Raw genomic sequence first — 22624 nt, forward strand, 5'->3', positions numbered from 1 at the left:
CGCAGACGGCAGGTACGACGGGCGAAGGGGATGCGCTGGCTCGGCGCGGCCGTCGCGCCCTGGGCCGTGGGCCTCGGCGTCCTCGTCTCGTTCACGGCCTCGGCCGGCTACGAGACGTCCCTCGGCTCGAGCGCGGTCGCACGCCTCGCCCCCCGCTTCCTGCCGCCGCTGCCGGAACGCGGGCTCATCACGCCGGTGAGTCTCTCGCCGGTCAGCCTCACCGGGCCCCTGCGCCTCGCCCTCGACGCCGAGCCCCTGCGCGCCGACCTGAAGACCGATGCCCGCACCAGACCGCTGGCGCAGCGCCTCCACAAGGGCGACGCCCTGGTGCCGGCCCGGGTCGCCGGCGCCGCGCGCCCGGTCTCGGCGATGGCGGGCTGGCTCGGCAGCAACGGCTCCGGCATCGCCTCGACCTTCAGCCCCGGCGCCGCGACCTGGAACCCGGAGACCGAGCCGCAGGAGGGCTTCGTGCCCTTCGCGGACGCCGGCGGCGAGGCGGGCACCAGTTCGCCAGCGGCCGGCGCCACGGCGCCGACCCGCGGGGCCGCGGCCGGAGGGCAGACCGCCGTGCGGACCCGCGACGCCGAAGCCCGCAACGCGGGCCGGGAGGGCAGCACCCCGGCAGTGCCGCGCGCGGTCGCCCTGTCCTCGACGACGCCGGCCCCGGCCGACGCGACGCCGGTCGAGATCGCCGCCGGCGGCCAGATCTCGCCGCGCCTCGACCGCGACGCCCGCGCCGCCGTCACCACCGCCGCCCGCATCGCCCCCGAGGCCCTGCCGAGCGAGGATGCCAGGCGCCGCTACGCCGACCTCATCACCCCGGAGAATGCCGAGAAGGAGCAGCGCTGCCTCGCGGAAGCGGTGTATTTCGAGGCACGGGGCGAGCCGGAGCAGGGCCAGGCGGCGGTCGCGCAGGTGGTGCTGAACCGCGCCAAGAGCGGCCTCTACCCGGCCAATATCTGCGGCGTCGTCTACCAGAACCGCCACCGCTACATGGGCTGCCAGTTCTCCTTCGCCTGCGAGGGCAAGTCGCTGCGCATCACCGACGACGCCTCGTGGCAGACCGCCACCCGCGTCGCCCACGCGGTGGTGGAGGGCCGCACCTACCTCGCCGATGTCGGCGGGGCGACCCATTACCACGCCGACTACGTCAAGCCGCGCTGGTCGCGCCGCCTGCGCAAGATGGACGTGATCGGCCGCCACATCTTCTACCAGTTGCGCCCGGGGCAGACCTGATCGTGCAGGCTTGAGCGAGGCGGAACTCCGCGTCGCGAAAGCGACAGGATCGCCGGAAGCGATCAGTCCGGTCTCGCATGACGGCACTCCGTCACCCGGCCGTGCCGCGAACGGATCGTACCGCACTCGTCGACCCCGTGAAGCTTTCCGCGTCATCCCCGGCGCGGGAGCGCGGCGCCCGGGATCCGGACATACTCGGACGTTCAGGATCAAGCGAACCGCGTTCCCCTCGGCTCGGCACCACCTGAGTTCGGGGATTCCGGGCGCGGCGGCGCAGCCCCGGCATGACCAGGAGGCTCGAAATACGGTGCGGGCGCCCACGGCCCGGCGACGACGCCGGCCCTCGTCGCGACACCGTCGGGTCGACCCTTCGCACCGTCGAGCGACATCGCGGGCACCGCGAACCGTCGATCCCGCCCGCCCATTGCGGGAGAGTCGCCGCTCGCGCCGGTCTCCCTTCGATCGCCAGCCCTCACCGGCTCGCATGGTTTACCCGCAGTCTATCGACTCCGGACAATTCCAGGGTTCCCGAGTCCCCCGCGCCGATCGACTCTCAGGCTTGCGCGAACCCCTCCGCAATTCACCGAAATACGTAGTAAATCCCGAGGGCAATTTTACCCTCTTGGGGCTTTCGGCTTGCCTGACGGGCCCTTGAGCGGCTTCTCTCTCGGGCAAGCGTGGCGCTGGCGAGCGCCGCGCGGCCATCGTCCTGCCACCCCGAGGATCCCCGATCATGACCGCCCCGGTCACCCGTGCCATCGCCGCGACCGCCCTGGCCGCCGGCCTCGTCTCCGCCGCCCCGGCCTTCGCCGGCGGCTACGGCTGCACCACCGACTGCTACCGTCACGTCTCGACGCCGCCGGTCTACGGCACGGTGTCCGAACAGGTGATGGTGCGCCCGCCGCGCACGGTCAGTCACGTCGTGCCGCCGGTCTACGACACCGTCTCCGAACAGGTGCTGGTCGCCCCGGCCCGCCGGGTATGGCAGACCTCGATCGACGCCTACGGCCAGACCGTCGGCTGCTGGGTGACGATCCCGCCCCGCTACGCCACCCAGACCCGCCGCGTGCTGGTGCGCCCGGCCCAGGTCGTGCCGCAGGTGATCCCGCCGGCCTACGCCTCCTATCAGCGCCGCGTCCTGGTCGAGCCCGGCCGGTCGGGCTGGGTGCCGGCCAATGGCGGCTATGGCGGCGGCTACGGCGCCGGCCCGGCCCCGGGCGGCATCGTCGGCGCGGGCCTCGGCCTGGCGGGAGCGGGCATCGGGCTTGCCGGTGCGGCGGTCGGCGCCGGAACCGGCCTCGTCCTCGGCGGCGGCAGCATCTACGACGGCTATTGAGCCGGAGGACGGCCCGGGCTGTCCCGGGCCGCCTTGCCCGGCGGCGTGTCGACCTGCCCGACCTGTCGACCTGCCGGACTTGTTGACATGCCGGACTTGCCCTGCAGCCGCGCCGCCCCACAACCCTGCGCGAAGCGAACGCGGCCGGAGCCGCGCGGTCAGGGAGGCGTGGGCGTGGGCACCTTCAAGGCAGTGGTGATCGAGAAGGGCGAGGGCGGGCAACGCGTCGCGCTCAAGGATTTTGACGAATCCGAGCTGATGGATGGCGACGTCACCGTCCGTGTCACCCACTCCACCCTGAACTACAAGGACGGGCTGGCGCTCACCGGCAAGGCCCCGGTGGTGCGGCGCTGGCCGATGATCCCGGGCATCGACTTCGCAGGCGTGGTCGAGACGTCCTCGCACCCGGACTGGAAGCCCGGCGACGCCGTCGTGCTCAACGGCTGGGGCACCGGAGAGACCCATCTCGGCGCCTATGCGGAGAAGTCCCGGGTCAAGGGCGACTGGCTGGTGGCGCTCCCGGCCACCTTCACCCCCGAGCAGGCGATGGCGGTCGGCACTGCCGGCTACACCGCGATGCTGGCCCTGCTGGCGCTGGAGCGCCACGGCCTCACCCCGGAATCCGGCCCGGCCCTGGTCACGGGCGCAGCCGGCGGCGTCGGCTCGGTGGCGGTCTCGCTCCTGGCGAAGGCCGGCTGGCACGTCATCGCCTCGACCGGGCGGGCCGACGAGGAGGCCGCGTACCTGCGCGGCCTCGGCGCGGCCGAGATCATCGACCGGGCCGAGCTGAGCGCCCCGGGCAAGCCCCTGGGCAAGGAGCGCTGGGCCGCCACGATCGACGCCGTCGGTTCGACGACGCTCGCCAACGCCCTTGCGATGACGCGCCCCGGCGGCGCGGTCGCGGCCTGCGGGCTCGCCGGCGGCATGGACCTGCCGACCTCGGTGGCGCCGTTCATCCTGCGCGGGGTGGCGCTCTACGGCATCGAGAGCGTGATGGCGCCGTTGCCCTTGCGCCGCGAGGCCTGGGCCCGGCTCGCCCGCGACCTCGACCCCGCCGCCCTCTCGGCGATGACCACCACCGTGCCGCTCACCGAGGTGATCGCGCGCGGTCCGGAGATCCTCGCCGGACGCACCCGCGGGCGTACGGTCGTCACGATCGCCTGAGAGGTCGTCACGATCGCCTGAGATGCGCCCTGGCGCGGAACCTTGACGGCGTTCCGCGCATTGCCCGTTTCATGAGCATCGCCTTCGTTCGCGAGAAGGAGGGCGGGGAAGCCTTCGAGGATCTCCCCGACCGTCCTGTCTCCCCACACCCGAACTTCGTCACGCCGGAGGGTCTCGCCCTCATCGACGCGGAGCTCGACCGGCTTCACACCGAGCATGCCGGCCTGTCGCCCGACGACAAGGCGAACATGGCGCGGGTGAACCGCGACCTGCGCTACTGGACCGCGCGGCGCAACTCGGCGCAGGTGGTCGAGCAGCCGCCCGGCGACACCGTCCATTTCGGCTCGACGATCACCATCGCCCGCGAGGACGGCACCGAGCAGACCTTCCGCATCGTCGGCGAGGACGAGGCCGACCCGGCCAGGGGGACGATCGGCTACGTCGCGCCGCTCGCCAAGGCGCTCACCGGCAAGCAGGCCGGCGACACCGTCGCGGTGGCCGGTCACGAGGTCGAGATCATCTCGGTCCGCTGAAGCCGGGCCGGATCCCCGATCCCTCGTCCTTCGATCAGATCGCGCTCGCGGGCGATGGCGGCGCCGACGAAGTCGAGGAAGGCCCGCACCCGGGCGGCGCGGCGCAAGTCGGGATGGGTGAGGAGCCATAGGCCCGCATCGAGTTCGGGCTCCGGCCCCGAGAGCCGCACCAGGCCCGGGCGGCGGTCGCCGATGACGCAGGGCAGGGGACCGATGCCGATCCCGGCCTCGACCGCGTCCGCCAGGCCCTGCACCGTGTCGAGGCGGAGGACGACCTGCTCCGGCCGGCAACGTTCCTGCACGTAGCGCGCCGCCGCGGCCGCGCCGAGCCGCGGGGCCGGCGAGACCCAGCGCGGCGGCGCGCGGGAATCCCGGTCGGCCCGGCCGTACAGCGCCCAGGCGATGGTGGCGAGACGCCGCCCGACCAGCGTGTCGGGCGGGTCGTTGGTGGCGCGCAAAGCCACCTCGGCGTCGCCCTTGGCGAGGTTCAGCGCCTGTTCCGACACGACCACGTCGAGGCGCACCTCCGGGCAGCGGGCGCAGAACTCGGCGAGGATCGGGGTCAGCAGGCCGGTCAGCAGCGAGGCCGCGGTGGTGACGCGCAACTCGCCGGCAGGGCTCAGGCCCTCGCTCTCGATGCGGCGGGTGAAGGCCAGCACGTCCTCTTCCATCCGGGCGGCGATCCGCGCCATCTCCTCGGCCGCCGGCGTCGGCACGTAGCCGGTGCGGTGGCGCTCGAAGAGCGGCGTGCGCAGGACCGCCTCGATCTGGCCGAGGCGCCGGAAGGCGGTGGAGTGGTTGATGCCGAGCCGCTCGGCGGCGAGCGTCAGGCCGCGCTGGTCGGAGATGGCCTTCACCAGCCGGAAATCGTCCCAGGCGAGGGCGGCGGTCACGTCGTCGGACTCCGAACTTTGCGCGCCTGCAAGCGCGGGCTTGCAGCATAGGCCATTTCCCGCAGGCCTGCGATCGACGATGGTGCGCCCCGACACCGACGGGAGTTCACGCGATGGCGAAGGTTCTGGTCCTCTACTACTCCACCTACGGCCACATCGAGACGATGGCCTATGCGGTGGCCGAGGGCGTCCGCGAGGCAGGGGCCGAGGTCGTGGTGAAGCGGGTGCCCGAGCTGGTGCCTGAGGAGATCGCGCAGAAGTCGCACTACAAGCTCGATCAGGCGGCGCCGGTCGCGACGGTCGACGAGCTGCCGTCCTACGACGCGATCATCTTCGGCACGCCGACCCGCTACGGCAACATGGCGTCGCAGATGAAGAACTTCATCGACCAGACCGGCGGCCTGTGGGCGAAGGGCGCGCTGGTCGGCAAGGTCGGCTCGGTCTTCACCTCGACCGCCTCGCAGCATGGCGGCCAGGAATCCACCATCCTGAGCTTCCACACCGTTCTGCTGCATCAGGGCATGGTGGTGGTCGGCCTGCCCTACAGCTTCCAGGGCCAGCTCGGCACCACCGAGGTCATGGGCAACTCGCCCTACGGTGCCTCGACCATCGCGGGCGGCGACGGCAGCCGCCAGCCGAGCGCGATCGAACTGGAGGGCGCCCGATTCCAGGGCCGCCACGTCGCCGGTATCGCGGCGAAGCTCGCGGGCTGAGCGTCCCGGCCAAAGAAAAAGCCCGGACGAGTCCGGGCCTCTGAGGCGGAAGGTCGATGGGGGCTTGAATGACCTTCTAGGCCCCTTCAACGCGGGTCCCGCGGGATCGGTTCCGCGGATTCCGCAAAAAAATTCGGGCGGGCTCGAAAATTCGGGCGGGGTCCCAGGGCCGCCCCTCCCACCCGCGCGCCCTTTTTTGGGGGCGCGGGTGGGATGTCGGATCGGTCACCGCGGCGCCGCTGCCCGCGCGAGCCGGTCGCGGATCGCCTCGCCGAGCCCCTCGTCCGGGATCGGCACCACGGCGATCGTCGCCGCGCCGCTCGCGTCGAGCCGGCGCAGAGCGGCGAAGAGGTGGGCCGCCGCCTCGGCGAGATCGCCGGCCGGGCTGAGATTCAGGGACGTCGCCGCCCCGTCGAGCCCGTCGGGCGGGCGGGCGCCGAACAGCAGGACCGCCTCGCCGGGCCCGACCTCCGTGGCGTCGACCCGCACCGCGGCGCGGGGCGCGTAATGCGAGGCGAGCAGACCGGGAGCGATCGGCGCCGTCCCCTCCGGAGCGTGCGGCAGCGCCAGCATCCGGCCCAGCACCGCCTCGATGGCCTCCCGCGACACCCCCCCCGGGCGCAGCAGCGCCGGCGGCCCGTCGAGGCAGGCGACGATGGTCGATTCGACGCCGACCGGGCAGGGACCGCCGTCGAGCACCGCCGCGATCCGCCCGTCGAGATCGCCGAGGACGTGGTCGGCATCGGTCGGGCTCACCCGCCCCGAGCGGTTGGCCGAGGGGGCCGCCACCGGGCAGCCGGCCGCCGTCAGCACCGCCCGGGCGAGCGCGCTTCCCGGCACCCGCAAGGCCACGCTCGGCAGCCCGGCCCGGGCGAGGTCGCAGACCCGCCCGCCCTCGGCCGCCGGGACGACCAGGGTGAGAGGCCCGGGCCAGAACGCCTCCGCCAGGATTGCGGCCTGCGCGCCGAACACGCCTTCCCGCCGCGCCGCGTCCAGATCGGGCAGGTGGGCGATCAGCGGGTTGAAGCGCGGCCGCTCCTTGGCGGCGTAGATGCCCGCCACCGCCGCCGGGTCGCCGGCATCGGCGCCGAGGCCATAGACGGTCTCCGTCGGGATCGCGACGAGCTGGCCGGCGCGCAGCAGGGCGCCGGCCTCCCTGATGCCCGCATCGTCGGCGGTCAGCCGCCGGGTCGGCATTGACCCGCGATCATCGTTCACGTCTAAACTATCCGTCACCATGTCGCCGGCCGTAGCCTCGGCGGCGGCCGCACGTCAAATCCAAAGGGTGGCTCCCGGGGAGCCCGCAGGGCGGGCTCCCCCGAGACGCCGCCCCGCTCTCCCGGGAGGAGAACCCGATGACCTACCGCGCGCCCGTGGCCGAGATGGCCTTCACCCTCCGGCACGTCGCCGGGCTCGACCGTGCCATCGCGGAGGGCATGCACGGCGACCTCTCGGACGACCTCGTCGACACCATCCTGGACGAGGCCGGGCGCTTCGCCAACGACGTGGTGGCACCGCTCAACGCGGTCGGCGACCGTGCCGGCACCCCGCTCAAGGACGGCGTGGTGACGATGCCGCCGGGCTACCGCGAGGCCTACCGCGCCTGGACCGAGGGCGGCTGGAACGCCCTGCCGGGCCCGGTCGAGTATGGCGGCCAGGGCCTGCCGATCCTGCTCAACGCCGCCTGCATCGAGATGTGGAACTCCGCCGCCATGGCCTTCGGCCTCGGCCCGCTGCTCACCGCCGGCGGCGTCGAGGCGCTGAGCCGGCACGGCAGCGAGGAGCTGCGGTCGCGCTACCTCGAGAAGCTGGTCTCGGGCGAGTGGACCGCGACCATGAACCTGACCGAGCCGCAGGCCGGCTCGGACCTCTCGGTGATGCGCACCCGGGCCGAGCCCGTCGGCGACGGCAGCTACCGGATCTCGGGCGAGAAGATCTACATCACCTGGGGCGAGCACAACCTCACCGACAACATCGTGCATCTCGTCCTGGCGCGGCTGCCCGACGCGCCTGCCGGCACCCGCGGCATCTCGCTGTTCCTGGTGCCGAAGGTGCTGCCGGACGGCACCCGCAACACGCTGAAATGCGCCGGCATCGAGCACAAGCTCGGCATCCACGGCTCGCCGACCTGCACCATGGTGTATGACGGCGCCGCCGGCTGGCTCGTCGGCGAGCCCAACCGGGGCCTCGCCTGCATGTTCACGATGATGAACAACGCCCGCCTCGGCGTCGGCCTGCAGGGCGTCGCCATCGCCGAGCGGGCCTATCAGCAGGCGCTCTCCTACGCCCGCGACCGCCGCCAGGGCCGGGCGAGCGCCGCCGTCGAGGGGGCGAGCGCGATCATCGAGCATCCCGACGTGCAGCGGATGCTGCTCACCATGAAGGCGCTGACGGGCGCCTCCCGCGGCATCTGCTATTTGACGGCCGAGGCGATCGACCGCGCCCACCGGGCGCCGGACGAGGCGGCGCGCAAGGTCGCCCAAGCCCGGGCCTCCCTGCTGACACCGGTGGCCAAGGCCTTCTCGACCGATATCGGCATCGAGGTCGCCTCGCTCGGCATCCAGGTCCATGGCGGCATGGGCTTCGTCGAGGAGACCGGCGCCGCCCAGCACCTGCGCGACGCCCGCATCGCGGCGATCTACGAGGGCACCAACGGCATCCAGGCGATCGACCTCGTCACCCGCAAGCTGCCGATCGACGGCGGCACGGTGGTGCGCGGCCAGATCGGCGCCATGCGCCTCGTCGCCGAACGGGTGCTGAAGGAGGGCGGTCCGGCCTTCGGCCACACCGCCCCGCGCCTGCGCGAGACGATCGAGGCCCTCGACCGGGCGACGAGCTACCAGCTCAAGGCCCTCGGCTCGAACCGGCCGGACGAGGCACTCGCCGGCGCCACCCCGTATCTGCGCCTGTTCGGCCTCGCCCAGGGCGGTACCTGCCTGGCGCAGGCCGCGCTCGCCGCCAGCGCCGCGATGAAGGAGGGCGCGACCGACCCGGCCCATCCGGCCCGCATCGCGCTCGCCCGGTTCTTCGCCGAGAACCTCGCCACCGCGGCCAGGGGCCTGGAGGAGACGGTGACCGGCGGCGGCGGCTTCCTGCAGGACGGGGCGCTGGCGCTGGCAGGGTGAGAGCCCGGTCCGGGCCCCGTCCCGGGAGCGAAGGCACCGCGCCTGCCACCCTCCGCCACATCCCGGGACCGCGAGGCGGGGCCCGGGATGTGGCGGAGGGTCCGGAGCGAGGCGGATCGCAATCCGCTCCATTTCTCCCGCACCTGCGATTCCGGCGTCCGGGCTGCGCTTCACAGCCCCGGAACGACCCGGAGGGTGCGGTGTCGTCGATCCGGCAGATCGTTGCCGCCCGAACCGATATTGGGTGACCCCCCATGACCGACCACGTCCGCATCATCGACGAGCCCGGCGGCGTCCGCCTCGTGCAACTCGTCCGTCCCGAGAAGAAGAACGCCCTCACGGGCGCGATGTACGACGCCATGCGGGAGGCGCTGGAGGGGGCCGACCGGGAAGGCTCGGGCGTCGGCGCCGTGGTCTTCGCGGGATGCGAGGGCGTGTTCACCGCCGGCAACGACATCGCCGATTTCGTCGCCCGGGCGGAAGCCTCCTTCGGCGAGGCGCCGTCCTTGCGCTTCATCCGCCAGCTCGCCGTGACCCGCACCCCGATGGTGGCGGCGGTGGACGGCCTGGCGGTGGGCGTCGGGACCACGCTGACGCTCCATTGCGACCTCGTCTACGTGGCGCCGGCCGCGACCTTCCGGATGCCCTTCGTCGATCTCGGCCTCGTGCCGGAAGCCGCCTCCAGCTACCTGCTGCCGCGTCGGGTCGGGCTGCCGAAGGCGACGGAACTGCTGCTGCTGGGCGAGGCCTACGGGGCGGACGAGGCCGTGCGGCTCGGGCTCGCCAACACGGTCGTGCCGGCCGACGGGCTCATCGAACACGCACTGGCGCAGGGCGCGAAGCTCGCGGCCAAGCCCCGCCAGGCGCTGGCCGCCGCCCGCCGGCTGATCCGCGGCGACCACGCGGCCGTGCAGGCCGCCATGGACGCGGAGGCCCAGGCCTTCGACGCCGCGCTCCGCTCGCCCGACGCGCAGGAGGCGTTCCGCCGCTTCCTGTCCCGCGGCACCCGGTGAGGCCTCCCGGCGTCCCGGACCTCTCCGGCAAAGTCTGCCTCGTCGCCGGGGCCTCGCGCGGGGTCGGCCGCGGCATCGCCCGGGCGCTCGGGGAAGCAGGCGCCACCGTGGTGGTCACCGCCCGTTCCAGCGAGACCGGCGCGCGCACCGACCAGCGGTCGGAAGCGCTGGAGGACACCGCCCGGGAGGTCGACCTCGCGGGCGGGCGCGGCCACCACTACCTCTGCGACCACACCCGCGAGGTCGAGGTCGACGCGATGGTGCATTGGGTGCTGCGCCGCTTCGGCCGCATCGACGTCGCGGTGTCGAGCGTCTGGGGCGGCAACGAGGGCTATGACGGGGTGCGCTACCCCGACGGGGCCGCCTGGGGCAGCGCCTTCTGGCGCCGCGGCCTCGCGCCGCTGCGCCACAACCTCGAGACGGGGCCGCTCGCCGGCCTGCTCCTCGCCCGCGCCGTCGCGCCCGCCATGGTCTCGGCCAAGGACGGCCTCGTGGCCCTGGTCTCCTTCGGCACCGACACCTATCTCGGCGACCTGTTCTACGACCTCGCCAAGTCGGCCACCAACCGCCTCGCCTTCGCGATGGCGGAGGAATTGAAACCCTACGGCGTCACCGTGCTGGCGCTCGCACCCGGCCCGGTGCGGACCGAGCGGGTGATCGAGGCCGGCATGGCCGGGGAGGCGGGGGAGAGCCCGCTCTATGCGGGGCGGGCGCTCGCAGCGCTCGCGGGCGATCCGGTGGTGCGCGGGCGGGCGGGGCAGATGCTGCACGTCGCCGATCTCGCACGCGATTACGGCTTCACCGACGAGGACGGGACGCGGCCGGAGCGGTACCGGGCGGGCGAGGGCGGTTCGTAGGGACTGTCGGGCGATCCGCGCGTCCTCAATACCCCCCGTTCGCCACTCCCGCCGTCACCAACGCCACCCCCGAGCTGGTCCCGAGCCGCGTCGCGCCGGCCTCCACCAGGGCGCGGGCGAAGTCCAGGCTGCGCACGCCGCCCGACGCCTTGACGCCGAAGCCCTCGCCCACCGTGGCGCGCATCAGCGCGACATCCGCGACGGTGGCGCCGCCGGTCGAGAAGCCGGTGGAGGTCTTGACGAAGTCGGCCCCGGCCTCGACCGCCAGGGTGCAGGCGAGGCGCTTCTGCGCGTCGTCGAGCAGGCAGGTCTCGACGATGACCTTGAGCACCCGGCCCCGGCAGGCGTCCCGCACCGCGGCGATGTCGGCCCGCACGGCGTCGGGGCGGCCCTCCTTCAGGGCGCCAATCGCGATCACCATGTCGATCTCGGCGGCACCGTTCCGCACCGCGCCGGCGGCTTCCGCGGCCTTGTCCTCCGGCCGCACCGCCCCGAGCGGGAAGCCGACGACGGAGCAGGGAGCGACCGGGCTGCCGGCCAGGATCTCCGCCGCCAGGCCGACATGGACCGGATTGACGCAGACCGCCTTGAAGCGGTGCGCCAGCGCCTCCTCGCACAGGCGCCGCACCTCCGCCGCGGTGGCGTCGGCCCGCAGGAGCGTGTGGTCGATCAGGCGGGCGAGAGCGGGCGCGTCCAAGGCGATCATCCTCCGAGGCGGCGCCGGACCGTCCGGCGTCGCCGGGGAGGCTTCCCATCGCGGCACGCGGGGCGTCAAGCGCGGCGTCGGAGGCGTGACGGCCGGATACCCGCCAGGGACGGCCTCACGGGGCCGCCTCGCCGTAGAGCCGAAGCATGACCGGGCCTCGACCGGCGCGAGGCCGGGCTTCGGCAAGATCGACGATGTCGGAGGGGTAATCCGGCCGGTGGCGCTCCCAAGGGGACTCGAACCCCTGTTTTCGCCGTGAGAGGGCGACGTCCTAGACCGCTAGACGATGGGAGCTGGCCCGGCGGGATGGCGGCTGTATAGCGACGGTCCGGACCGGACGCAAGCCCGATAGCCGGCAATTCCGGCCGGCGGTCTCGACGGTGCCGGAGGCCCCCCCGATACGGCAGGGGTTCGTCGCAAATGACGAAGGCCCGGGGCGGGCACCGCGAGCGCGGCGCCCATCCCGGGCCTCGTCGTCTTCCGATCGGGCGGAGACGGCTACTCGGCCGCCTCGATCCGCGGGTGCTCGTGCTGCTTGCGCTCGCGCTTGACCAGGTCGGCGGTCAGGAAGGCCACTTCCAGCGCCTGCTCGGCGTTGAGGCGCGGGTCGCAATAGGTGTGGTAGCGGTCGCGCAGGTCCTCGGCCGTCAGCGCCCGGGCGCCGCCGGTGCACTCGGTGACGTTCTTGCCCGTCATCTCGAGGTGGATGCCGCCGGCATGGGTGCCTTCCGCCTGGTGGATGTCGAAGAAGCCCTGGATCTCCTTCATCACCCGCTCGAACGGCCGGGTCTTGTAGCCGCTCGCCGTCACGGTGTTGCCGTGCATCGGGTCGCAGGACCACACCACCTTGCGGCCTTCGCGCTCCACCGCCCGGATCAGGGCGGGGAGGTGGTCGCCGACCTTGTCGGCGCCGAAGCGGCAGATCAGGGTCAGGCGGCCGGCTTCATTCGCCGGGTTCAGCACGTCCACGAGGCGGATCAGGTCGTCGGCCTTCAACGACGGGCCGCATTTGAGGCCGATCGGGTTCTTGATGCCCCGGGCGAACTCGATATGCGCGTGGTCGGCCTGGCGGGTGCGGTCGCCGATCCACAGCATGTGGCCCGACGTGGCGTACCAGTCGCCGCTGGTCGAATCGACCCGGGTCAGGGCCTCCTCGTAGCCGAGCAGCAGGGCCTCGTGGCTGGTGAAGAAATCGGTCTGGCGCACCTCCTGGTGCGTCTCCGGGTTGATGCCGATCGCCCGCATGAAGTCGAGGGTCTCGGTCATGCGCTGGGCCAGGTCGGCATAGGCCGAGGACTGGGGCGAGTCCTTGACGAAGCCGAGCATCCAGCGATGCGCGTTCTCGAGGTTGGCGTAGCCGCCGGTCGCGAAGGCGCGCAACAGGTTCAGCGTCGCGGCCGACTGGCGGTAGGCCTCGGTCTGGCGGTTGGGGTTCGGCACCCGCTCGGCTTCCGAGAAGCCGATGCCGTTGACGATGTCGCCGCGGTAGCTCGGCAGCGCCACGCCGTCGACGGTCTCGACCGGCGAGGAGCGCGGCTTGGCGAACTGCCCGGCGATGCGCCCGACCTTCACCACCGGCGAGCTGCCCGCGAAGGTCAGTACCAGCGCCATCTGCAGGAAGACGCGGAAGAAGTCGCGGATGTTGTCGGCGGAATGCTCGTCGAAGCTCTCGGCGCAGTCGCCGCCCTGGAGCAGGAAGGCCTCGCCGGCCGCGACCTTGGCGAGGTTCTGCTTCAGCTTGCGCGCCTCACCTGCAAAAACCAGCGGGGGAAAGCTCGCGAGCTGCCGCTCCACCGCCGCCAGGGCCGCGGAATCCGGATAGTCCGGAACCTGCTGGATCGGCAGCCGCCGCCAGCTCGTGGGGGTCCAACGCTCGCTCATCGTCCTCTCCTCGCGCACCTCTTCGATAACCGGTCCGGTCGGTCGCGGAAGCCGGGCTTATAGGGGGGTTTGGGCGATCGCGCGAGAGGGCTTTCCGTGAGATCGGGGGCGACGCGGCGACCCGGTATTAGGGCCGGGTCCGTTCGCACTTGGCCGTTCGCACTTGGCCCTGGACCGCCCTATCAGTACATGACAGTATTCGCGCCGGATCGGTGCCGCCATGATTGTTTCTGCATCAATCAAGGACTCCGTTGCATGGCCGCGGATTGTTCGCCCTTCAATCGCGCGAAGCAGGCTGTCGATCGCCCGGAACGGACTGCCGTGAGCGGGCGCATGCGGCTGGCGGCGCCGGATGCCGCCGCGGACCGAATCGCTCCCAGGGAGGCCGGGACCATGGAGCGGCGCCTCGCCGCCATCCTGGTCGCCGACGTGGTCGGCTACACCCGGCTCAGCGAGATGGCCGAGGAGGAGACTCATCGCGGCCTGCGGGCCCTGCACCGCGGCATCATCGATCCCCTGATCGCGGAGAGCGGCGGTCGGATCGTCAAGAACACCGGCGACGGCTTCATCGCCACCTTCCCGGAGGCGGAAGCGGCGGCGGATTGCGCGGTCGCCCTGCAGAGCCGCCTCGCCCAGGCGACGGAGGGCGAGCCGGAGGCCTTGCGCCTCACCTTCCGGATGGGCGTCAACCTCGCCGAGGTCATCGTCGAGGACGGCGACGTGTTCGGCGACGGCGTCAACGTGGCGGCCCGGCTGCAGGCCTATGCCGAGGCCGGCGACGTGATCGTGTCCGAGGCGGTGTACTCCCGGGCGGGCGCCGGGATCCGGGCACGAGCGACCGATCTCGGGCCGCTCCCGTTGCGCAACCATGCCCAGCCGGTCCGGGTCTTCGCCCTGCATTGCGGGGAGGCGGCGCGCCCCCGCAGCGGCGAATGCGCGCCCGGCGCCGAGGCGCGGGCGACGATCGCGGTGCTGCCGTTCCGGACCGGCGCGCCGGATCGCCTCGCCCTCGCGGACGGCTTCACCGACTGGATCGTCCGGGCCCTGTCGTCCCTGCGCCACCTGTTCGTGATCTCCCGCGGCTCGACCCTGGCCTATCGCCGCCGCCGCATCGACCCGGCGGCCTTCGGCCGCCGCCTGGGCGTGCGCTACATCCTGGACGGCGCGATCCAGCACCACGGCGACACCCTGCGGGTCTGCACCGCGCTGATCGAGTGCGGTACCGGCGCGGTCGTCAGCGCCGACCATCACGAGGGCCGCCTCGACGAGGTCTTCGCCCTTCAGGACGCCATCGCCCTCCGGCTGATCCGCAACCTCGCGCCGCATGTCCACCAGCGCGAGTTGCAGCGGGTCCTGCGCAAGCACCCGGCGAGCCTGACGAGCTACGACCTGCTGCTCCAGGCCCTCGACCTGCTCCACAAGATGGATCCCGACAACTTCGCCCGGGCCGGGGGATTGCTGCAGCAGGCGATCGCCCTCGACCCGTCCTACGCGCCGCCCTTCGCCTACGCGGCCTGGTGGCACGTCCTGCGGGTCGGCGAGATGGGCTCGCCCGATCTGGACGGCGACGGGCGGGCGGCGGCGGAGCGGGCCCGCGCGGCGATCGCCCGGGACGGCGACGATCCCGTGGCGCTCGCGATCTACGGCCACGTCCAGGCCTTCCTGCTGCGCGACTTCGCGACGGCCCGGCGCTTCCTCGACCGGGCGATCGAGGCCGGCCCGAGCGTCGCCTTCGCCTGGACGATGAGCAGCGCCACCCACGGCTTTACCGGGAACGGGCAACTCGCGGTGGCGCATGGCGAGACCGGCCAGCGCCTGGCGCCGAGCGATCCCTACACCTTCTGGCACGAGGGCCTGCTCGCCCAGGCCCATTACGTCGCCGGCGACTACGACGCGGCCCTGGCCTGGGGTCTGAGCGCGGTGGCGCGCAACCGCGCCATCCGCTTCACCCTGCGCATCCTCGCCGCGAGCCTCGCGGCCGCCGGCCGCCTGCCCGAGGCGAGGGTGGCGGGGGGCGAGCTGGTGCGCCTGCAGCCGGATTTCCGGCTCGGAACTTATGCGCCGCGCTGCCCCTTCGCGGCGCCGATCCTGGCGCGCTGGATCGGCCATCTGCGGGAAGCGGGGCTGCCGGAGTGAAGAAGGGACGCCGGCAGAAGGACCGCCCGCAGGCGGACCGCGCGCGAGACATCGGGATCCGGCGATCGCAACCGCCATCGCCGGGCCGCAGGCAGGCCGGGGGAGGGACGCGATGACCGGCAATACGGGCAATACCGGGAACACGGGCAACACCGGAAATACCGGGAACACGGGGAATGCCGGCATCGCCGGCGACGAGGGCGGCTGGTTCGTGCCGGGCCGGGCCGACTTCCCGTTCTCCCTCGAGGTGACGCGGGACGGCACCGAGATCGGCGACTTGCGGCGGCCGGTCTTCGTCCGCGACGAGACCGGCCCCGGGGAGACGCGGAGGCGGATCGCGTTCCGCGGCAGCAATGCGCCGACCGGCCGCTCCCTGGCCTTCGAGGACCGGAACTGGACCGGCCGCTGGTACGCCTACCGGGTGCTGCGCGAGTTCGCCGCCGTGTCCTGGGACGACGGCGTCGACGACGGGCTGGCGGAGATCCTGCTCGCGCTGAACGACCGGACGGGGGACCCCGCCCGCGGGAGGACCGCCCAGGAGATCGAGATCGACGAGCTCCTGGTGCTGGCGCGGGACGAGCGCGCCTCGGCGATGGGCGAGATCCTCGCCCAGGACGTCGAGTTCATCACCGCCTTCATGGAGGCCCTGTCGATGACGCCCGGCTCGCACCCGCGCACCTACCGGGTGCTGCACGCCGCGAGCCTCGTCGGCTCCTTCGCGGCCCTGCGCTTCAAGGAGGCGTTCGACCGGCCGCGGCCCTCCTTCCTCTGCCCGGCCCTGCTGCCGCCGGTGCCGGTGCCCGGGCACTCGTCCTTCCCGAGCGGGCACGCCACCCAGTCGTGGCTGATGGCGCGCTGCATCGCCGCTGCCTTGCGCCTCTCGGGCCTGCCCCATGCGGAGCGCCGGCCGGTCGTCGAGACCCTGAAGGCGCTCGCCCGGCGCGTCGCCCGCAACCGCGAGATCGCCGGGCTGCATTACCGCTCCGATTCCGTAGCCGGCCGCCGCGTCGCCGATGCGGCCTTCGAGACGCTGTCGCGCCATTCGGGCAGCGGCCTGCGACGGACGGACTACGCCCTGCCGTCGTTCGGCGACGCCGTCATCGCGGCCGCCCGGGAACTCAACCCGGACCTGGCCGTGCCGGCGGATGCGCGGTGAGCCGGGGAGGCCCAGACGATGACCCGCGACCCCGAAGCCGGCCCCTCCCGGCTCACGATCACGCCGCTGCCGCGGCCCGAGGACGGATTCGACCCGGCCGCAGCCGGTCCCGACCTCCTCGAGCGGTACGGCCTGCCCGCCCCGCGCGCCGAGGACGGCCCGGCGGCCACCGCCTTCCGCCGCGCCTTCCTGGCCCCGCCACCGGACCGGCCGCTGCGCTTCGCCTGCGCCGAGGCCGGATCGGAAGCCGGGCCGGGGACCTTGCGCGCCACGACGACCGCGCGGCGCGGCGCGGTGCGGGGCAGCGCGAACTGGTCGGGAGGCTCGCTCACCGCGCTCGGCGGACGCAGCCTCGTCGGCGTGATGGCGCGCTGGCGGGTGCCGGCGGTCGCGCCCCCGCCCGGCGGGACGGGCGGACCGGCCCGGACCTCGACCTGGATCGGCCTCGACGGCCAGGGATCCTACCGCAATGCCAGCCTGCCGCAGATCGGCACGCTGCAGGCCCGGGACGGCGCGGGCGAGCGTTACGAGACCTGGGTGCAGTGGTGGACGCGCGAGGCGCCGACGGCCCCCCTGACCCTCGGGCTCGCCGTGGCGCCGGGCGACGAGGTGAGCGCGATTCTGACGGTCCTCGACCCCGCCACCGTGCGGTTCAACCTGAAGAACGAGACCACCGGCACGATGCTCCAGGCCTTCGACGTCGCGGCCCCGGGCGGCCGGCACGTCTCGGGCGCCACCGCCGAATGGATCCTGGAGCGCCCGAGCCCCCTCGGCAGCGACGGCTGGCACCCGTACCCGCTCGCCGCCTACGGGTCGTTCCGCTTCACCGCCTGCCTGGCGCAGTCCCGCGCCCCCGGCGGGACGGCCCTGACCGAGCACGACCTCGCCCGGGCGAGCCTGATCCGCATGACCGCGCTGGAGGCGGCCCCCGGCCATGTTCGCGCCCGCACGATCTCGTCCCCGGCGCGGGTGCCGGGGGATCGGCGGGCGCTGGCGCTGACCGACGGGGCTACCCCACCGCCACCGGCCGCTTGACCACCGAGGGCGTGCGCATCGTCACCAGTTCCTCGCCCGCAGTCGGGTGGACCGCGACGGTGCGGTCGAAATCGGCCTTCTTGGCGCCCATCGTCACGGCGATGCCGACGGCCTGGATGATCTCGCCGGCATCGTGGCCGAGCACGTGGACGCCGACCACCCGGTCGGTCGCCCGCTCGACGATCACCTTCATGAGGATCCGCTCGTCGCGTCCCGACAGGGTCGCCTTCATCGGCCGGAAGCGGGCCTCGTAGACGTCGATCTCGCCGCAGAGGCGCCGCGCCACCTCCTCGCCGTGGCCGACGACGCCGATCTCGGGCGTCGAGAACACCGCCGTCGGGATCAGGTCGTGGTCGACCGCCCAGGGCTTGTCCCCGAACACCGTGTCGGCGAAGGCGTGGCCCTCGCGGATCGCGATCGGCGTGAGGGCGGCGCGGTTGGTCACGTCGCCGACGGCGTAGATCGAGGGTGCGGCGGTCTGCGAGAAGCGGTCGACGGGGATCGCCCCGACGGCGTCGAGGGTGATGCCGGCCGTCTCCAGCCCGAGGCCGGCGACGTTCGGGCGCCGCCCGGTCGCGACCAGCACCTGGTCGACCAGGATCTCGCTGCCGTCGTTCAGCGTGGCGCAGATGCCGCCGTCGCGCCGGTCGAGGCGGTGCACGGTGGCGTTCAGGCGCAGGTCCATGCGCTTGGCATAGGCCTCGCCGAGCGCCTGGCGGATCTCGCCGTCGAAGCCGCGCAGCAGCCGGTCGCCGCGGTGGAGCAGGGTGGTCCGGGTGCCCAAGCCCGCGAACACGCCCGCGAACTCGACCGCGATATAGCCGCCGCCGACGACCAGGATCCGCTCGGGCTGGGTCTCCAGCTCGAACACCTCGTTCGACGTGATGGCGAGCTCGGCGCCGGGGATCAGCGGCTCCTTGACCGGATGGGCGCCGACCGCGACCAGGATGCGCCGGGCGCGCACGCGCGTGCCCGAGCGCACCAGGCGGACGGTGTGGGGGCCCTCGATCACCGCCCGGTCGGCCACCACCTCGACGCCGGCCCGCATCAGGTTGGTGGCGTAGATGCCCTCGAGCCGGGTCACCTCGGCGTCGCGCCGGGCCTTCAGCGCCGCCCAGTCGAAGCGCGGGGTGCCGACCTCCCAGCCGAAGCCGGCGGCGTCCTCGAACTCGTCGCTGAAGCGGCCGGCATAGACCATCAGCTTCTTCGGCACGCAGCCGCGGATCACGCAGGTGCCGCCGACGCGGTACTCCTCGGCGAGCTGCACCCGCGCGCCGTAGCCGGCGGCGATGCGGGCCGCCCGCACCCCGCCGGAGCCGCCGCCGATCACGAACAGATCGACGTCGAAGGACTCGTGCTGGGTCTCGGTCATGGCACTCACCGTCCGCAAGTTAGGGCTTCTCTCTGACAGGCGCGTCCGACAACGCAAGAGTGCTCGGCACAGCAGGAGTGCCAGTGCCCGGCACCGCAAGGGTGCCGGGCAGGGCAGGAGTGCTCGACAAGGCCAGGGAGCGAAGCCAGGCGATTCCTGCGCCGACGCCGGCGGTCCACCAGGCCTGCCACGCGCCGTGCTCGACGAAGGCGACGATTCCGGCCGCCGCGAGCAGCGCCAGGGCGGTGCTCCGGGCGAGCGCCGGCCAGGCGCCCAGCGCCCGCAGGGTCAGGACCAGGACGAGCGCCGCGAGCCCGGCCCCGACGATTCCGAGCTCGGCCCAGACCTGCAGGAAGGTGTTGTGCGGGTGCCCGACCGCCAGCATGACGCGCAGGTCGGGTTCGAGCGCCTCGGCCACCGGCACCTCCTGGAAGCGCCCGCCGGTTCCGTAGCCGGCGCCGCGCCAGGGATCCGCCGCCACCGCGGCGCCGAAGCTGCGGGCGATGGCGACCCGGGCCCGGGTGCTGCTGGCGGCCAGCCGCTGATGCAGGGCATCCGGCATGGCGCGGGCGAGCAGGTCGCCCTCCACCGGCGCGAGGACGAGGGCGCCGAGCAGCGCGGCGCCGACGACGCCGATCCCGGCCCGGGCCGGCAGGAGGCGCACGAGACCGAAGGTGAAGGCGCCGGTGGCGAGCCCCAGCACGGTCGCGCCGCTGACCGAGCGCCAGGCCGCGACCGCCATGACCACGACCGCGAGCGCGGCGAGGCCGCGCCGCCCGCCGGCGGCGAGGCACGCCGCCAGCGGGAACACCGTCAGCATCATGACGAGGAGCGGCCGGTTGAACGCGAAGGCGGCGACGCGCTGGCCGAGGGCCTCGCGGATCACCAGGCCGGAGGCGAGGTCCGCCACCACGTAGGCGCAGGTCGCGACCAGGATCCAGGCCGCGGGCCCGGCCACCGCGGCGAGGTAGGGCGGCGCCAGCCGCGCCACCAGGTAGGCGCCGAGGAGCGCCGGCAGGAACTCGGAGAGCGTGCGCAGCGACAGGCCGGGCAGGGGGCTCCAGGCGAGGCTCGCACCGCACCAGGCCAGGAAGGCCAGGGCGGCGAGGCCGAGCGGTGTGACCAGCGGCGCGAGGAGGAGTGCCCGCAAGGGGCGGCCCGCGGCGACCGCGCCGGAGACCAGCAGGAGCCCGGCGAGGCCGACGACGACCGGGCTCGACCGGTTCGCCGCCGCCATGCAGGCCGGCAGGGCCGCGACCACGACGGCGCCGAGCCGGTCGAGCGTCGCGGCCCGGTCCGCGCCGCGACGGGGCCTGTCGACCGTCGAGACGGTCACTGCAGCTGGTGGCCGCGCTTGCCCATCTCAGCCCGGACCCGGACCATCATGTATTCCGAGACCTCCTGGGTCCAGGTCTGCATCGCCTGCACCATGTCGTCGAGCACCTGGGGCTGGGTCTCGACGTAGCGCTTGCCCGAGGGCGAGCGGAAGAAGGTGGCGATGTCGCGCAGTTCCGCCTCGGTCAGCTTGTTGGCGTAGATGCGCGAGGCGATGTCGATGATGCGCTGCTTCTGCAGCTCGAGCTCGGGCTGCATCTTCTCGAGGACCTCGTTGAGGTCCTTGGTCAGCTCGGGCCGGGTGACCGCCGCTTGCTTGATCTGCTCGCCGAAGGCCGGGAGGATCGAGTCGAAGGAGCGCGCGATGCCGGAGGAGAGCATCACCTCCTTGGCGAGCGCGAGGTGGCTCGGGGTGATCGCCGCCTGCTGCGGTGCGGCCGGGGCGGCGGGAGATGCGGGCTTCGTCTGGGCGAGAGCGGGGCTCGCCAGGGTCGCGGCGAGGAGGCCCGCCAGCAGGGCACGCGAACGGCGCGGGGACATCGGTTTGCTCCGAGGAAAGCGGCGCCCGCGCGGGGCGGCCGTGACGAGGAAGGAGGGGCCTCAGGCCGCCCCGAGGGTGACGATGCGGGGCTGCCCGTCGGCCGCCTCCGCCACGATGGCGCCGGTGGCGAGCCCGATGAACAGGCCGTGCTCGACCACGCCGGGCACCGCCACGAGGGCGCGGGCGAGCGCCTCCGGGTCCGGGATGCGCTGAAGGCCGGCATCGAGGATCAGGTGGCCGCCATCGGTCAGGAAGGGTGCCCCGTCGGCGCCCTTGCGGACGGAGAGCGGCCCGGCGCAGCCGGCGGACCGGATCGCCGCCGCGACCGCCAGGGTGGTGGCGACGAGGCCGAAGGGCACCACCTCGATCGGGAGGGGGAAGCGTCCCAGGGTCTCGACACGCTTGGCGCCGTCGACGATCACCACCATGCGGCGGCTCGCAGCCGCCACGATCTTTTCACGCAGGAGCGCCCCGCCGCCGCCCTTGATGAGGCGGAGCTGCGGGTCGATCTCGTCGGCGCCGTCGATCGTGAGGTCGAGGTCGGGCGTATCGTCGAGGGTGGTGAGCGGGATGCCCGCGGCCTCGGCGGCCCGGCGGGTCGCCTCGGAGGTCGGCACGCCGACGACCTTGAGCCCGGCCCGCACCTTCTCGCCGAGGAGTTCGACGAACAGCGTCGCGGTCGAGCCGGTGCCGAGGCCGAGGCGCATGCCGTCCTCGACCAGACCGACCGCCCGGGCGGCGGCGGCGCGCTTGAGCTCGGCGGGGCTCAATGCCGGCCTCCGCGAGGCGAACGGATGAGGGGCAGCAGCATGGCGTCTCGGCGCGTTTCGTGGCTCTCGATTGCCCGGAATCCATGCCGATTTGAGGGCAGGATTCCGGACAGGCGGGGCATCCTGACGGCTCGGCCCCGCTGATCGAGAGGCCCCTAGCACGCGGAACGGGGGCGGCGGAAGCGGCCATCCGGTCTCGCCCGGGGCGGCGCCCCGCTCAAGGTGTGCGGCTCAGGGCTTGGCCGCCCCCGGCGCCGCGCTGCCGGCATTGCCCTGGGGCGTGCAGACCACGGCGTCGTCGAGCACGTAGCAGATGCTCATCGCGCCGGTGCGCTGGTTGACCCGGAAGACGCCGGCCTCGCGCAGGTGGCGGGAGGCGACCAGGCTGTACTCGGACGGGGCCTGCGGGCCGGCGCCCTCGCCGGGGCCGAAGCACAGGGTCGTCCCGATGGTGTTCTCCTGCAGGCCGTACTGGCAGGAGATGACCTCGCCGGTGGCCTTGTCGACCCGGTAGACCCGGTTGAGGTCGGCCTGCGGCGCCGGCACGAACTCGTAGGACGCTCCTTGCGCCGCGCCCGCCGCCAGCAGACTTGTTACAAGCAGCCCTGCCGCCAGCCCGGCGCTCCGGACCCGATAACCCGTTCTCCCGCGCATGGCGCGCCGCTCCTCGAAACCGCCGCGACGGCGGGCCGGTCCGCCCGCCGAATCGTCCTGTTCCAGGTGTTATAGCTCAGCCCGGCTTGTCCCGGGCTTGACGGGGTTGGGCCTGGGAGCCGCCGCCTGTATGGGAGGCGCATCGATCCCCTGCCAGCCAGCGAGCCC

20 protein-coding genes and 1 tRNA gene are annotated in these 22624 nt (G+C 73.4%); 11 read left to right on the top strand and 10 right to left on the bottom strand.

Annotated features, from left to right (window positions below; translation table 11 throughout):
- Window positions 1-30: 30 nt before the first annotated feature.
- The 4 genes from G4G93_RS21415 (at window position 31) to greA (ending at window position 4269) form a co-directional block, all read left to right on the top strand.
- The gene (locus tag G4G93_RS21415) at window positions 31-1236 is read left to right on the top strand and encodes a cell wall hydrolase (protein ID WP_165086995.1); all 1206 of its coding nucleotides are present in this window, start codon (window positions 31-33) and stop codon (window positions 1234-1236) included.
- Window positions 1237-1969: 733 nt separating this feature from the next.
- Complete coding sequence (locus tag G4G93_RS21420; RefSeq protein ID WP_246736931.1) at window positions 1970-2572, top strand: hypothetical protein; 603 nt, start codon at window positions 1970-1972, stop codon at window positions 2570-2572.
- A gap of 174 nt (window positions 2573-2746) precedes the next feature.
- Window positions 2747-3736: an MDR family oxidoreductase gene (locus G4G93_RS21425; RefSeq protein WP_165086997.1), complete on the top strand. Its 990-nt coding sequence runs from the start codon at window positions 2747-2749 to the stop codon at window positions 3734-3736.
- A gap of 71 nt (window positions 3737-3807) precedes the next feature.
- Window positions 3808-4269 (top strand): transcription elongation factor GreA, encoded by a 462-nt coding sequence (greA, locus tag G4G93_RS21430; RefSeq protein WP_165086998.1) that lies wholly within the window; start codon window positions 3808-3810, stop codon window positions 4267-4269.
- On the opposite strand, the gene G4G93_RS21435 is transcribed toward greA, so the two are convergent.
- Window positions 4239-5162 (bottom strand): LysR family transcriptional regulator, encoded by a 924-nt coding sequence (locus G4G93_RS21435; protein ID WP_165087000.1) that lies wholly within the window; start codon window positions 5160-5162, stop codon window positions 4239-4241. The two genes, greA and G4G93_RS21435, sit on opposite strands and share 31 nt — an antisense overlap.
- Before the next feature lie 113 nt (window positions 5163-5275).
- On the opposite strand from G4G93_RS21435, the gene wrbA reads away from it, so the two are divergent.
- Window positions 5276-5875 carry an NAD(P)H:quinone oxidoreductase gene (wrbA, locus tag G4G93_RS21440; RefSeq protein WP_165087001.1) on the top strand — a complete coding sequence of 200 codons (600 nt, stop codon included), beginning with the start codon at window positions 5276-5278 and terminating at the stop codon, window positions 5873-5875.
- Window positions 5876-6100: 225 nt separating this feature from the next.
- Here the strand turns inward: wrbA and G4G93_RS21445 are convergent, their stop codons facing one another.
- Window positions 6101-7072 carry an L-threonylcarbamoyladenylate synthase gene (locus G4G93_RS21445; protein WP_395413804.1) on the bottom strand — a complete coding sequence of 324 codons (972 nt, stop codon included), beginning with the start codon at window positions 7070-7072 and terminating at the stop codon, window positions 6101-6103.
- Between the two features lie 158 nt (window positions 7073-7230).
- On the opposite strand from G4G93_RS21445, the gene G4G93_RS21450 reads away from it, so the two are divergent.
- From G4G93_RS21450 to G4G93_RS21460, 3 genes are all read left to right on the top strand, one after another.
- Window positions 7231-9000: an acyl-CoA dehydrogenase gene (locus tag G4G93_RS21450; protein ID WP_165087005.1), complete on the top strand. Its 1770-nt coding sequence runs from the start codon at window positions 7231-7233 to the stop codon at window positions 8998-9000.
- A gap of 254 nt (window positions 9001-9254) precedes the next feature.
- Window positions 9255-10013 (top strand): enoyl-CoA hydratase-related protein, encoded by a 759-nt coding sequence (locus G4G93_RS21455; RefSeq protein WP_165087006.1) that lies wholly within the window; start codon window positions 9255-9257, stop codon window positions 10011-10013.
- Window positions 10010-10870: an SDR family NAD(P)-dependent oxidoreductase gene (locus G4G93_RS21460; RefSeq protein WP_165087008.1), complete on the top strand. Its 861-nt coding sequence runs from the start codon at window positions 10010-10012 to the stop codon at window positions 10868-10870. The genes G4G93_RS21455 and G4G93_RS21460 overlap by 4 nt, the downstream gene beginning before the upstream one ends.
- A gap of 25 nt (window positions 10871-10895) precedes the next feature.
- Here G4G93_RS21460 and deoC read toward each other — a convergent pair whose 3' ends face one another.
- From deoC to G4G93_RS21475, 3 genes are all read right to left on the bottom strand, one after another.
- Window positions 10896-11576 carry a deoxyribose-phosphate aldolase gene (gene deoC / locus G4G93_RS21465; protein WP_165087010.1) on the bottom strand — a complete coding sequence of 227 codons (681 nt, stop codon included), beginning with the start codon at window positions 11574-11576 and terminating at the stop codon, window positions 10896-10898.
- A gap of 218 nt (window positions 11577-11794) precedes the next feature.
- Window positions 11795-11870 (bottom strand) — tRNA-Glu (locus G4G93_RS21470).
- A 204-nt stretch (window positions 11871-12074) separates the two neighbouring features.
- The gene (locus tag G4G93_RS21475; protein WP_165087011.1) at window positions 12075-13457 is read right to left on the bottom strand and encodes a class II 3-deoxy-7-phosphoheptulonate synthase; all 1383 of its coding nucleotides are present in this window, start codon (window positions 13455-13457) and stop codon (window positions 12075-12077) included.
- A 321-nt stretch (window positions 13458-13778) separates the two neighbouring features.
- On the opposite strand from G4G93_RS21475, the gene G4G93_RS21480 reads away from it, so the two are divergent.
- From G4G93_RS21480 to G4G93_RS21490, 3 genes are all read left to right on the top strand, one after another.
- Complete coding sequence (locus G4G93_RS21480) at window positions 13779-15593, top strand: adenylate/guanylate cyclase domain-containing protein (RefSeq protein ID WP_165087013.1); 1815 nt, start codon at window positions 13779-13781, stop codon at window positions 15591-15593.
- Between the two features lie 112 nt (window positions 15594-15705).
- Window positions 15706-16749, top strand: coding sequence for a phosphatase PAP2 family protein (locus G4G93_RS36440; protein ID WP_165087185.1), 1044 nt, complete (start codon window positions 15706-15708; stop codon window positions 16747-16749).
- An 18-nt stretch (window positions 16750-16767) separates the two neighbouring features.
- The gene (locus G4G93_RS21490) at window positions 16768-17784 is read left to right on the top strand and encodes a G1 family glutamic endopeptidase (RefSeq protein WP_165087015.1); all 1017 of its coding nucleotides are present in this window, start codon (window positions 16768-16770) and stop codon (window positions 17782-17784) included.
- Here G4G93_RS21490 and gor read toward each other — a convergent pair.
- The 5 genes from gor to G4G93_RS21515 form a co-directional block, all read right to left on the bottom strand.
- Window positions 17759-19156 carry a glutathione-disulfide reductase gene (gene gor, locus G4G93_RS21495; RefSeq protein ID WP_165087017.1) on the bottom strand — a complete coding sequence of 466 codons (1398 nt, stop codon included), beginning with the start codon at window positions 19154-19156 and terminating at the stop codon, window positions 17759-17761. The two genes, G4G93_RS21490 and gor, sit on opposite strands and share 26 nt — an antisense overlap.
- 19 nt (window positions 19157-19175) lie before the next feature.
- Window positions 19176-20492: an O-antigen ligase family protein gene (locus G4G93_RS21500; protein WP_312892181.1), complete on the bottom strand. Its 1317-nt coding sequence runs from the start codon at window positions 20490-20492 to the stop codon at window positions 19176-19178.
- Window positions 20489-21031 (bottom strand): DUF2059 domain-containing protein, encoded by a 543-nt coding sequence (locus tag G4G93_RS21505; protein ID WP_165087019.1) that lies wholly within the window; start codon window positions 21029-21031, stop codon window positions 20489-20491. Before G4G93_RS21505 ends, G4G93_RS21500 begins: the two co-directional genes overlap by 4 nt.
- 60 nt (window positions 21032-21091) lie before the next feature.
- Window positions 21092-21802 (bottom strand): ribose-5-phosphate isomerase RpiA, encoded by a 711-nt coding sequence (rpiA, locus tag G4G93_RS21510; protein WP_165087021.1) that lies wholly within the window; start codon window positions 21800-21802, stop codon window positions 21092-21094.
- 231 nt (window positions 21803-22033) lie between these two features.
- Window positions 22034-22456 (bottom strand): hypothetical protein, encoded by a 423-nt coding sequence (locus G4G93_RS21515; protein ID WP_165087023.1) that lies wholly within the window; start codon window positions 22454-22456, stop codon window positions 22034-22036.
- Between the last annotated feature and the right edge of the window lie 168 nt (window positions 22457-22624).

Origin of the sequence: Methylobacterium sp. DB0501 (assembly GCF_011043735.1) — a bacterium.
GTDB classification, from domain to species: domain Bacteria; phylum Pseudomonadota; class Alphaproteobacteria; order Rhizobiales; family Beijerinckiaceae; genus Methylobacterium; species Methylobacterium alsaeris.